The 12734-nt window shown below is 72.8% G+C and carries 8 protein-coding genes; 3 read left to right on the plus strand and 5 right to left on the minus strand.

Features of this window, described 5'->3' with window-relative positions; translation table 11 throughout:
- Window positions 1-23: 23 nt before the first annotated feature.
- Window positions 24-935: a glycoside hydrolase family 16 protein gene (locus ACZ6TV_RS14955; protein WP_465297722.1), complete on the minus strand. Its 912-nt coding sequence runs from the start codon at window positions 933-935 to the stop codon at window positions 24-26.
- A gap of 213 nt (window positions 936-1148) precedes the next feature.
- On the opposite strand from ACZ6TV_RS14955, the gene ACZ6TV_RS14960 reads away from it, so the two are divergent.
- The 3 genes from ACZ6TV_RS14960 (at window position 1149) to ACZ6TV_RS14970 (ending at window position 6041) form a co-directional block, all read left to right on the plus strand.
- Entirely contained in the window at window positions 1149-2996 is a 1848-nt protein-coding gene (locus tag ACZ6TV_RS14960; RefSeq protein ID WP_465297723.1) for a bifunctional metallophosphatase/5'-nucleotidase, read from the plus strand.
- 112 nt (window positions 2997-3108) lie between these two features.
- On the plus strand, window positions 3109-3906 hold the full coding sequence (locus tag ACZ6TV_RS14965; RefSeq protein ID WP_465297724.1) for an SAM-dependent methyltransferase: 798 nt from the start codon (window positions 3109-3111) through the stop codon (window positions 3904-3906).
- 14 nt (window positions 3907-3920) lie between these two features.
- Window positions 3921-6041 carry a putative bifunctional diguanylate cyclase/phosphodiesterase gene (locus ACZ6TV_RS14970; RefSeq protein ID WP_465297725.1) on the plus strand — a complete coding sequence of 707 codons (2121 nt, stop codon included), beginning with the start codon at window positions 3921-3923 and terminating at the stop codon, window positions 6039-6041.
- Here the strand turns inward: ACZ6TV_RS14970 and ACZ6TV_RS14975 are convergent.
- The 4 genes from ACZ6TV_RS14975 to ACZ6TV_RS14990 form a co-directional block, all read right to left on the minus strand.
- Entirely contained in the window at window positions 6038-6418 is a 381-nt protein-coding gene (locus ACZ6TV_RS14975; protein WP_465297726.1) for a hypothetical protein, read from the minus strand. The two genes, ACZ6TV_RS14970 and ACZ6TV_RS14975, sit on opposite strands and share 4 nt — an antisense overlap.
- 129 nt (window positions 6419-6547) lie before the next feature.
- Window positions 6548-7789: a CehA/McbA family metallohydrolase gene (locus ACZ6TV_RS14980; protein WP_465297727.1), complete on the minus strand. Its 1242-nt coding sequence runs from the start codon at window positions 7787-7789 to the stop codon at window positions 6548-6550.
- Between the two features lie 73 nt (window positions 7790-7862).
- On the minus strand, window positions 7863-9122 hold the full coding sequence (locus ACZ6TV_RS14985) for a hypothetical protein (RefSeq protein WP_465297728.1): 1260 nt from the start codon (window positions 9120-9122) through the stop codon (window positions 7863-7865).
- A gap of 255 nt (window positions 9123-9377) precedes the next feature.
- A complete protein-coding gene (locus tag ACZ6TV_RS14990; protein WP_465297729.1) occupies window positions 9378-12719 on the minus strand; it encodes a cyclic nucleotide-binding protein in 3342 nt (1113 codons plus the stop codon).
- Window positions 12720-12734 lie beyond the last annotated feature (15 nt).

Consider the following 12734-nt stretch of genomic DNA (forward strand, 5'->3'; position numbering starts at 1 on the left):
TCGCTGTGAGCGTGACGCTTCCGTCAGGCTCGATGCGACGGTGGCGGGCGGTGCGGGCGGGTCTTGTGCACGACGAAGGCGAACAGGGCCACCGCCGCCATCACCGTCGCCGCGACCGCCAGCCACAGCGACCACCGGTGCCCGCCCGGCGAGCCGGCCAGCGCGTTGGGCACCGCCGAGGGCTGCGCGGCCACCGCCGGCGGCGGGGACGCCGGCGCGAACGCGTACACCCGCAGGAAGTCGACCTGGAACTCGGCGGGCAGCGGCGCCGACGTGGCGGGCCCGCTCGTCGTCACCGCGAACCCGAACCAGCGCTGCGCCGCCGACGCCCCCGGGTCGGCGGAGCGCTCCTGGCCGTCCACGAAGACCTTGAACCCCGCCGGCGACCACTCGATGGCGTAGGAGTGCCAGTCGCTGAACGGGCCGGGCAGGGTCCGCACGGAGGTGCCGGCGCCCGAGCCGTTGCGCACCAGGGCCGTCTCGGCACCGGGCCCGGCCGTGATCTCCAGCTGCGACGCGTGCCCGGTGGCCTGCTGGTCGACGGGGCGCAGCAGCGCGATCGAGGAGATCCCCGCGCCGGCCGGCACCCTCGCCCGGAACTCGTAGCGCCCGTACTGCTGGGCCACGCCGAGGCAGCGCAGCTCACCGGTGACGAACTGGCGTCCCCCGTACGAGCGGCGGTGCAGCGCGAGGTGCAGCTTCCCGCCGGAGACGGTGACCGCCTCGGGCCGGAACCAGCCGGCCTGGGCCCCGTCGGTGGTGCCCTCCGGCGCGCCGTCATACGCGGCGCAGCCCGGGGGCAGCGTGCCCGGGTCGTCGAAGGAGTCGGAGAAGACCGGCGTCCACCCGGCGGGGTCGACGGCGAGGACCGGCGCGGGGGCGACCCAGATCGCGGACGCGACGACGAGCGCCATGGTCGCGGCCCGCCTCAGCATCGTGTCAGCCCCCTCTTTCGCGAAAACCTACCGGATACCTTGCGTTCGCACAGCACTGCGGAGCGTCGACGATCGCGCGCATCGGGCGCCGCGGCCGGATCCGGACCCTCGCATTCACCCGCATGCAATCCACCTGTATCCCGGCGACGCTCGTGCCGTATCGACCCCTACGGAAGGATGTCCGTCGACGCATGTCTTCCAAAAGGAGAGATCATGGCCCAGCCCCGCGCCCGCGCGTGGCGGATCGCCCAGCACCTCACGGTGCCGGCGCTCGCCGTCGCGGTTGTCGCCTTGCTGCCCTTAGCCAAGTCCGGCACCCCCGAGCAGGCCGACAGCTGGTCGCCGCTCACGCCGGCCAACGTGTCGTTCGCCCAGAAGACCGGGCCGACGACCTCCGCGCAGCTGCTCGGGTTCAACGACTTCCACGGCAACATCGACCCCCCGCTCGGCAGTGGCGGGCTCATCAACGGCACCCCGGCAGGCGGCGCCGAGTACCTCAGCACCTGGCTGACCAAGCTGCGCGACGCGGCGAAGGCCGACGGCGTGCGCAACAGCGAGACCGTCGTCGCCGGTGACAGCATCGGGGCCACCCCGCTGGTCAGCGCCGCGTTCCACGACGAGCCGGCGATCGAGGTCCTCAACAAGATGGGCGTCGACATCTCCTCCGTCGGCAACCACGAGTTCGACGAGGGCGTCGACGAGCTCAAGCGCATCCAGTTCGGCGGCTGCCACCCCGTCGACGGCTGCCAGGACGGCGACGGCTTCTCCGGCGCGAAGTTCCCCTACCTCGCGGCGAACGTGACCAACAAGTCCAACAAGCTGCCGGTCCTGCTGCCGTTCACGATCAAGTTCTACGACGGCGTCCCGGTCGCCTACGTCGGCATGACCCTCGAGGCCACGCCCGGCATCGTCAACCCGGCCGGCATCAAGACCGTCGACTTCCGCGACGAGGTGCAGACCGCCAACCAGTACGCGACGCTGCTGGGCTGGCTCGGCATCAAGTCGATGGTGCTGCTGATCCACGAGGGCGGCATGCAGAGCAGCCCGCCCGCGCCGCTGGACCCGTCCGGCTGCGCCAACTTCGCCGGCCCGATCACCGACATCGTCAAGGGCCTCAACCCGGCCTACGGCGTCGTCGTGTCCGGCCACACGCACCGCTTCTACACCTGCGAGCTGCCGAACTCCTCCGGCGCCAACTCGCTGGTCACCAGCGCCGGCACGGCGGGCACCCTGGTCACCGACATCCGGGTGACGCTGGACAAGAAGTCGCGCAAGTTCGTCGACGCGTCGGGCACCAACGTCATCGTCGAGAACGGCGTGAAGAACCCCGACGGGACCTGGCAGAAGGACGCGGCCGGCAACTTCGTCCGCAACCCCGCGCTGGTGGACCCGAAGATCAAGGTCATCGCCGACAAGTACCGCACGGCCGTCGCGCCGCTGGCGAACAAGGTCCTCGGCAGCATCACCGCCGACATCACCAACACCGCACTGGCCAACGGCGAGTCACCGCTCGGTGACGTGATCGCCGACGCGCAGCTCAAGTACACCGCTTCTGCGGGCGCGCAGATCGCGCTGATGAACCCGGGCGGCATCCGGGCGTCGCTGATCTACGCCAACTCTCCCGGCGGCGAGGCGCCCGGCCAGGTCACCTACGGCGAGGCCTTCACGGTCCAGCCGTTCAACAACCTGGTCGTCACGCAGTCGTTCACCGGCGCGCAGATCAAGGACGTGCTGGAGCAGCAGTTCGTCGGCTTCGGCGGGCAGACCGTCCAGCGGATCCTGCAGCCGTCGGCGAGCCTGACCTACACGTACAGCGCGTCGGCCGCGGCCGGCTCGAAGGTCAGCAACATCGCGGTCAACGGCACGCCGATCGACCCGGCGGCGAGCTACCTGGTGACCACGAACGACTTCCTGGCCAACGGCGGCGACGGGTTCTCCAACCTGGCGCTCGGCACCGGCCGGGTCTACGCGCCGGGCTTCGACGTCGACGCCCTCACCGCGTACCTCACGCCCGGTCCGATCGCCCCCGGCCCGGCCACCCGGATCACGAAGATCGCCTGATCGCACCTGATCGATGCCGTGTGGGCGGGCGGCAGGTTTTGCTCCCGCCCGCCCACACGTATGCTCGCAGGCGCCTGACACAACCCGCACCGAGGTCGAAAGGTGTTGATCGGTGGAGCGACCGAGCTGGGCACCCGCGGATGTGGACCTCGACAAGCCGAGCGTCGCCCGCGTCTATGACTACTACCTCGGCGGCTCGCACAACTTCGCCGCCGACCGGGCCTTCGCCGAGCAGATCCTCAAGGTCATGCCCGCCGTCGCGGCCTTGACCCGCAGCAACCGCGCCTTCCTGCGCCGCGCCGTGAGCGTCCTGGCCGCGCAGGGCGTGTGCCAGTTCATCGACCTCGGCTCGGGCATCCCGACGGTGGGCAACGTGCACGAGCTCGTGCCCGGCGGCAAGGTCGTCTACGTCGACCACGACCCGGTCGCGGTCGCGCACAGCCGTGCCATCCTCGCCGACGTGCCGGGCACCGCCGTCGTCGCCGCCGACCTGCGCGCCCCCGCCGACGTGCTGGCCACCCCGCAGGTGCAGGGGCTGTTGGACTTCTCGCAGCCCATCGCGTTCATCCTCGCGGCAGTGCTGCACTTCGTGCCCGACGAGGAGCGCCCGGCCGACATCGTCAGCGGCTATGCCGCGGCCGGCGTGCCCGGCAGCCACATCGTGCTCTCCCACGCCGGTCTCGACCGGCCGCTGACCCCCGCCGAGGACGAGGCCTGGGAGATCTACCGCAAGTCCCCGACGCCGCTGATCCTGCGCAGCAGCGAGGAGGTCGCGCGGCTGCTCGGCGACCTCACCGTGCTCGAGCCCGGCGTGGTCTCGCCGCACGACTGGCGGCCGGACCCCGGCGACACGACCCCGGCCGACGACCACGACGCGATCGGCTGCGCCGCCGTCGCCCGCAAGGACTAGTGCGCCCACTGATCATGACCGCCCTCAGCCCCACACCGACGTCGTGGGACCGCCCGCGTGACCGTGCCGCCGAGCGGCTCGCCCGTGCCTGGTCGCTGGCCATCGCCGGCACCAGCTACGTGTCGATGTCCGGCCTGGAGGTGCAGGACTTCCTCACCGCCCTGTCCTCGCGGCTCATCCACGCGCTCACCGCCGAGACCTACGACCTCGACGACGTCCGCGAGGTCGGCTCCACGCTCGTCGCCGCGCACTTCACCGAGCCGACGACGCTGGAGCGCACCGTCGCGGTGCTCAGCGAGCAGTTCGCGAAGGCGCCGACCAGGCGGGTCGCGGAGATCCAGGGCGCGCTCGCCGCCGGCTACGCGCAGGCGCTGCGCGACCGGGTCCTGGACGAGCAGGAGGAGATCCGCACCGCGGCGCTGTGGGCCCGGGCCCGCGCGGAGGAGAGCCGCCGGGTCAGCGAGGCCCGCTTCCGGGCGATCTTCGCCGGCGCCGCGATCGGGATGAGCGTCAGCACCGTCGACGGCGTCGTCATCGAGGTCAACCAGGCGCTGTGCGACATGCTCGGCTACACCGCCGAAGAGCTGCGGGCGATGACGTTCGAGGACTTCGTGCACCCGCAGGACCCGCCGGTCGCCGCCGGGATGTTCGAGGAGCTCCTGTCCGGCGGCCGGGACCAGTTCCGCATCGAGAAGCCGTACATCCACAGGGACGGCCACCAGGTGTGGACCGATCTCGTCGCCTCGATCATCCGCGACGAGGACGGCCAGCCGAAGTGGCTGGTCGCGATGTTCGAGGACATCACCGAGCGCTACCTGCTCCAGCTGCGGCTGCGCCACCAGGCGCTGCACGACCCGCTGACCCAGCTGCCCAACCGGACGATGTTCTTCGACCGGCTCGCCGAGCTGCTGGCCGGCGCCGACGACGCGCCCGACGCCGACGAGCGGGTCGGCGTGTGCTACCTCGACGTCGACGGCTTCAAGGTCATCAACGACACCCTCGGCCACGACGTCGGCGACAAGCTGCTGCAGACCGTCGCCCGGCGGCTGGCCCGCTCGATCTCCGGCGACGGCCAGCTGGTCGCCCGCATGGGCGGCGACGAGTTCGTGGTCCTCATCGAGCGGGTGGCCGGCACCGACGACGTCGTCACGGTCGCCGAGCGGGCCCTGGACACGGTCCGCGCGCCGGTCCACGTCGGCGGGCACGAGATCAGCATCTCGGCCAGCATCGGCGTGGTCGAGCAGCCGCTGCGCGGCACCAGCACCGGCGAGCTGATGAAGGCCGCCGACACGACCCTCTACTGGGCGAAGGCCGACGGGCGCAACCGGCTCGCGCTCTTCGACGCCGAGCGGCACGCCCGCGAGGTGACCCGCTACGAGCTGTCGGCCAGCATGCCCGCCGCGCTGGAGCGGCGCGAGTTCTTCGTCGAGTACCAGCCCCTCGTCCGGCTCGGCGACGCCGCCACGATCGGCGTCGAGGCGCTCGTACGGTGGCGGCATCCGCGGTTCGGGGTGCTCGGCCCGGACGCGTTCATCGGCATGGCCGAGGAGACGGGCCTGATCGTGCCGCTCGGCCGGTGGGTGCTGCACGAGGCGTGCAAGCAGGCCGCGCGCTGGCACCGCGAGCACGGCGACAAGGCGCCGGTGATGAGCGTCAACCTGGCGGTCCGGCAGATGCGCGACCGCACCATCGTCCGGGACGTGCAGGCGATCCTGGAGCAGACCGGGCTCGCCCCCGACCGCCTGCAGCTGGAGCTGACCGAGAGCGCGGTCATGGGCAGCGGCGGCGAGCCGACGGAGGCGCTCAACGCGCTCGCCGCGCTCGGGCCGCGGATCGCGATCGACGACTTCGGCACCGGCTACAGCAACTTCGCCTACCTGCGGCACCTGCCCGTGCACAGCCTGAAGCTGGCCGGCTCGTTCGTCGCCGGGCTGCGGCCGCCCGAAGGTGCCGACCCGGTCGACCAGAAGATCATCGCGGCGGTGATCGGGCTCGCCCACGCGCTGAACCTGAGCGTCACGGCCGAGGGCGTCGAGACGGCCGAGCAGGCCGAACGCCTCCTGGCCCTCGGCTGTGACACCGCACAAGGGTGGTACTACGCGAGCGCCGGACCGGCGTCCGCGATCAAGCTCTAGCCCAGCGCGTAAGGGTTCACGTCCTCGTTGATGTCGACCATCAGCTGCGACCACAGGTCGGCCTCGTGCCGGTCGGCGCCGATGAGGTCGTAGGACCCGTCGGTGAAGCCCGGGTCGAACTGGAACTCGGGCAGGTCGGGCAGGTCGGTCTCGTCGACGTACTGCGGGTCGTCGCTCACGTCGCCGAAGCTCGGCTGCTCGTCGTGCAGGTCGCCGAGCGCGTCGGTGTCGGCGGCGGGCGAGCCGTCGTGGCCCTCCGCGTCGAACGCGTCGTGGTGCTCGGCGAACTGGTGGTCGGAGGAGAGCAGGTCAGCGCCACCGTCTGTGTCGACGTGGAGGCCGTCCTCCATCTCCCAGTCGATGTCATAGTCGCTCATGGCCCGCTCCCGGCTCGTCTGGTTACCTCAGGAACGGTAGGCCGGTCCGCCGTCGCGCTGATCCCCGAAACGTGCCATGACGCCGTTCTGAACGCCCGGGGCTGCGTTTTCACGACGACCAGGGGTGCTTCAGGGCTGCAGCCACCAGGGGCTGGTGTACGCGAGGCCGAAGTCGTTGCACGGGTGACCGTTGGGGCCGGGGCTCGGGTTGGGCAGGGTGGGGTCGGAGACGCGCAGGACGACCCAGTTGCCCATCGCGGCGTCCATCGGCACGGTGAAGCGCACGACCTGGTTGGCGACGGTGTCGATCACGTCGGCGACGGTCGGCGCGGTCACGCCGGGCCGCAGCACCTGGACGCGGATCGGCTTGCCGTTCCACTCGGGGCCGCGGTCGAGGTCCAGGGCGAAGCGCACGTCGCCGCGGGCCATGGGCAGCACGCCGCCCATCCGGACGTCGTTGGCGGTGGCGTCGACGCGCAGGCCGGAGACGCGGGTGGCGAAGAACCGGCGGGCCTTCATCGCCTCCAGGACCCCGGCGCGGGTGTTCTGGGTCACCCACAGGCCGGTGCGGCCCTTGCCCTCGGGGAAGCCCCAGTCGGTGCCGTGCTCGTCGGAGACGCCGCTGATGCCGGTCCGCCAGCCGGCGTTGAGGCACGCGTTGAGCGCGGACGTGCGGCCCTCGGACCAGCCGTCGAAGAGGTAGTCGTCGCCACGGTTGAACATCTCCAGGCTCACCATGGCCTCGCGGGCGGCGGCGGAGTAGGAGAAGTTGCCGAATCGCGCGATCTCCCGGCCGGGGTGGTTGAAGCTGGCCACGCCGCCGCTGCTGGTGATCCAGTTGTACAGGCCGCCCATGTTGCTGGAGCCGCCGAGGTCGGTGAACCCGTTGGTGAACCAGACGTTGACGTGCCCGAGCAGCGGGTGCGACCACTCGAAGCCGCGGATCGCGGTGTAGTTGCCCGGGTCGTCGGCGGCGTTGGCGAGGGCGCCGGTGCGGTCCCATTCCGACTTCGACAGGCCGCTGATGCCGAACAGCGTGGCGTGGTCGGTGAGCGCGGCGACGTCGAGGCCGGCCGAGCGCATCGAGGCGAAGGCGAGGTTGGGGTCGCCGTCGCCGTCGGACATGACGGTGTGGTTGTGCAGGTCGGCGTGGACCAGGGCGGTGCCGGCGGTGATCGAGGACGCGCGGGCGGCGCCGGTCAGCGCGGCCGGGCCGGCGCCGACCGTCGCGGCGGTGCCCGTCTCGGCGCGGGTGGTGGTGCTCCCCGCGTGCGCGATGCCAGGGGTGGCGAGGACGAGGAGACCGCCGGCGCCCGCGGCGAGCAGGCCCCGGCGGTCGATGCCGGCATGACTGTGGGAGTGGTCACTCATGCCCACAGCGAACGGCACCCGGCGCAACATGTAGATACCTGTTGATGTCCGCCAGGCGAAATCCGTTCACATTTCAGCGGGTACGGCGGTCCAGCCAGCCGTCGCCGTTGACGTCCTCGTACCGCTGATCCATCACACCGTCGTGGTTGGTGTCGATCTCGGAGGAGTTGATCAGGCCGTCGCGGTCGGTGTCGTGCCCGACGAACTCGGCCCGGCCGTCGCCGTCGGTGTCCACCACGATGTCGACGCCGCCGTCGGCGCGGTTGACGTAGGTGTGCTGGTCCCAGCGGCCGTCGCCGTCCCAGTCGACCCGGGTGTGGTAGCCGTCGGTGGGTGCCTGGCCGGCGCCGTTGGGGAAGCCGTCGCGCAGCGCGCCGCCGATGCCGGCCCGGTGGCCGCCCTCGTGGCCGGTGTCCGGGGCGCTGTCGTGGCCCGTGATCCCGGCCAGGCCGCCGGCGATGCCGTGCCGCCCCTGGCCACCGCCGCCGTCGGCCTCCCCGAGGCCGGCCTGCCCGGACGGCGCGTCGCCGAGGCCGGCGCTCGCGGAACTGGAGGCGTACACGGTGCTGGAGCGGTAGACGGTGCTCTCGCTGCTGGAGTGCACCTCGGTGACGCCGTACGGGGTCGGTGCCTCGGCGAGGCCCGCGCCGCCCTGCGGGTCGGGCGCCTCGGCGAGCCCGGCGCTGCCCTGACCGCCGGAGTGGCCGGCCGACGCGTAGACCCGGGGCTCACCCGCCTCGGCCAGACCGCCGTGGCCCTGCGGGTCGTCCGGCGCCTCGGCCAGGCCCCCGTAGCCGCCGCCCTGGGCGTCCGACGCCTCCGCGATGCCGTAACCGGCCTGGGCGGTGACTCCCCCGGCGGACGCGAACGCGCCACCGGGACCGGCGTGCGCCTCGGCACCCCCGGCCGACGCGTGCGCGCCGTGGTCGACGGCGTCCTGCAGGTGCGCGGCGAGACCGCCCTGGTGACCCGGCTCGGCGGCGGCGTGCCGGCCGCCGGACTGCTCCAGCGCGCCGAGACCGCGGGCCGCGCTCTGCCCGGCGCCGGAACCCTGGGCGGTGTCGCCCAGCCCGTGCCCTCCGCCGTGACCGTGGACGACGTCGCCGATGCCCGATCCGATCGAGGAGAACAGGCCGAACATGCTGGCCTTGCTCGTGCGCTGCTCGACCCGGGACTGCCCCGCGTCGGCGCCGCCGACCTGAGCCTGGAGCAGCTCCAGTTCGTCGGCGGTCAGCCGGTACCCGGCGAGCGCGCCGGACGGGTCGGCGGCCAGGCGGTCCTGGAAGCCGGGGTCGGTCAGCAGCCGCTCGAGTACGTCGTCGAAGTCGCTCATCGGAACAGTCCCCCAGGTGTCTTACGGTCAGTCGAGCTCTGGCATCGGTACCGGCTGCGGACGCGGCCGGCAGGTGCCGCACTGCACGGCGTCCTCGACGACGAGGCCCTCAGCGCGTCCGCGGCTCTGCGAACGGTGCACCTCCAGCAGGTACGGCCCGAACTTCGCGTGGTCCTCGCACAGCCCACGCGCGCAGAACCGGCACGACCCGCGCGCCGCCTTGGCGCAGAACCAACAAAGCACGTTCGAGCTCCCTTAACCGACGATGCAGTTCGAGTAGTAGTGGACGGTGATGGTCGCGGTCCTGGCGTTGCCGGCCGGGTCGACCACCCGCGCGGAGACCACGATGTCGGCGTCGGCGGTGCCCGTCACCCCACCGAAGGTGGCCGTGAAGGTCTTGCCGTCGCCGGAGTACTTCGCCGAGCCGCTGCCGACCCTGGCGCTGATCGTCACCTTCAGCGTCGAGGTGGGGTCGACCGAGTCCACGGCGTAGACGGTGAGCGGCACGTTGGAGGGGCCACCATAGCGGCACCCCGGCGGGTAGACGTAGTTCTGCTGGGTCGTGAACGTCAGCCGGACCGTCGGCACGGTGGTGTCGCGCGGCGGCGGCGGAGACGTGGTCGGCGGCGGAGGGCCGGCGGTCGTGCGGGTGGGCGCCGGGGTCTTCGTCTTCGTCGGGGTGGTGCCGGGCGTCGCCGACGCCGACGGCGAGGCGCTGTCCGAGACCGACGGCGACGGTGACGGGGACTCCGACGGGGTGTCCGACGGGGTCGGTGCCACGGTCGGGGTGCCGCCGGGCTTCGGCAGGGCGACGCCGTCGCCGCAGGTCAGCTCGGCGGACGGGTCGGCGGTGACGGCCGAGCCGCCCTGGGTGACGACGCCCGAGGCGACGACCGGCGAGGAGTCGCCGGCGGTCAGGGCGAACCTGGCCCGCCCGTCGTTGCCGACCGGGTCGCCGGCGCCGGTGACGGTGAGCTTCAACGGGTCGAAGGCCGTCGTGGTGCTCGTCGTGTCGACGAGGGTACGGCCGGAGCGCAGCGTGAACGCGCCGGTCGGCTGGATCGGGCGGCGGTCGACGGTGCTGATCAGCTCGCCGACGTCGAGCCGCGACCCGGCGCACAGGACCGTGACGCTGCCGCCGCGGAAGGTCATCGTGGCCGTCGACCGGCCGGCGACGGCCACCGAGTCGCCGCGTTCGACGTACACCTTGGCGTCGCGGCGCAGGACGCGGTCCTCGCCGTTGATGGTGACCGTCGCCTGCCCCCGCGTGACGGTGACGAGGGCCCGGTCGGTCGGCATCTCGGCCCACACGGGCGCTGCGAAGAGGTTGCTGCCGGTCAGGAAGAGCGCGAACAGCAGCAGCAGGACCAGCAGCCACCACAGCTTCTTCTCGAAGCGCTTGTCAACCGAGTCGTCGGACGTGCCGTAGACGCCGGGCGGGGCGGCGAGCGGCGGGTACACCGACGGCGGGTGGGCGCCCGACGACGGCGCGCGACCGCCGGCCGCGGAGCCGCCGGGTGTGGGGCCGCCGATGAGCAGCGGCAGGCCCGCGATGGCGGGCAGCACCCAGACCCGGGCGGCGGAGCGGGCGGTGGCGACCTCGCCCGGGGTGTCGCCGAACGGGCCGATCATCGCGCCCCGGCCGACCTGCACCCCGCCGGGCAGGGCGAGGGTGCCGGAGGCGACCACGATCGCGTCGGTGCCGCTGTGCAGCAGCACCGGCTGGCCGGGCATCAGCTGCGCGGGCTGGGCGCGGGTCATGAGGCCGAGCCGGTCCTCCGGCCCGAGCCCGGCGAGCGCCGGCGCCTCGGCGAGGAGCCCCTCCAGCTCGGCCCACTCGACCGGCGGCGGGCCGGGCAGCGGGCCGACGGCGGCGGCGACCGTCGACGGCGGGATCGCGAGCAGGGTCGTGCCGGCGGTCAGCCAGCCGAGCGCCGCGGGCGCGCCGGTGATCGCGTTGGCGAGGCCGACGACGCCGCCCCTGCCGATCCGTTCCCGGACGGTGCCGGTCGGGTCGCCGGGGCGGCGCGCCTCCAGGGCGCCGTCGACGACGACGTACACCGACTGCTGCGCGGCACCGGCGAAGACGAGCTGCTCGCCGGTCCGCGGATGCACCCACCGGGCCTGCTCGGCGAGCTTGGCGAGGGCGGCCGGCGGCAGGTCGGCGAGCTTCGAGCCGCGCAGGGCGGCGAGCCGGCGCGGCTCGTCACGGGACAGCTTGCGCTCGCCGAACCGGTCCCGGACCCGGCGGGCCCGCCGGCGCAGCCAGGAGAACAGCAGGTACACCAGCGGCGCCAGGAGCCCGGCGACGATGACGGCGAGCAGCGCGCGGGCCGCCCAGCCGGCGTTCCAGAGGCCGGTGACGACGCCCGCGACCCGGTCGGTGTAGATGCGGTAGATGAGGTTGACGGCGATCGCGAGCCAGACGACGGCGAGCATGCCGTACAGGGCGACGAGGCGCCCCTCGCGGTCGAGCTCGCCGAAGCGGGGCGGGCGGCGGCGCAGGCGGGCGATGACCCAGGCCAGGCCGCGGGCCCGCAGGTTGGGCACCTCCAGCCAGTCCATGAGCAGGTAGTAGCCGTCCAGGGCCATGAACGGGTTCAGGTTGAACAGCGCGTTGAGGTACCACGCGAACGCCAGCTTGAACGTCCACGGCTGCAGGTCCGGGTACAGCAGGCCGACGATCTGGCAGGCGCCGGCGAGGACCAGGCCGGTCGCCGGTCCCGCGATCGTGGTGACGATCCTGGCGCGCCGGCCGGCCATCCACACGTCGGTGGTGTCGACGAAGACGGACGGGATGCCGAAGTACACCAGGAAACCCGCGACGGGAACCTTCCGGCCGGCGTGTTTCGCCCCGAGCGCGTGCCCGAGCTCGTGACAGGCGAGCGCCACCACGTTGAGCCCGAGCAGCACGAGCGCGCCGGTGAAGTACGAGTCCTGGGTGAGGAACACCGACTGGTCGGCGCGGAACCAGTTGAAGACGAAGACGCCGAGCCCGGCGAGGGCGATCAGGCCAGCGAGCACGGCGACGACCCGGGTGAAGAACAGCCGGCCGCCGGCCTTGTAGAGGAACGTGACGACCGGGTCGACGCGGGCGATGACGACCCGGCGGCCCTGCGCGGTCGCGAGGATCGCCTTGCCGAGCCGGATCGGCCACGGGCGGCGGTGGACGCGCTGCAGCCGGTGGAACGCGTCCACGGGCAGCTCGTCGAGCATGCGGTTGCCGGCGAGGTCGGCGACGATCCTGGTGACCTGGTCGGGGGCGAGCCGGCCGGAGACGCGGGCGAAGTCGGCGACGAGCCGGGCGACGGTCCGGGTGCCGTCCATGAGCTGCGCGAGGGCCCACTCGTCGGGCGTGAGCCGCAGGTAGCAGGCCTCGCCGCGGTCCGGCGAGCGCACCATCACGTAGTCGACGCCGCGGGCTGACGTGAGCGTGACCGCTTCGACCGACTTGCGCAGCACCGGCCGGGCCCGTGCAGGGTTGAGCCGGTCCGTGACCGCCTGCCACAGACCCTGGTCGGTGGGGCCCACGGGGACCCCGGGGGCGCGCCCGGCGAGGGCCTCCCAGACACTGATGCGCGTCTCGATGACGGCCACGATCGCTCCTGATAG

It is taken from the genome of Dactylosporangium sp. NPDC051087, from assembly GCF_055586325.1.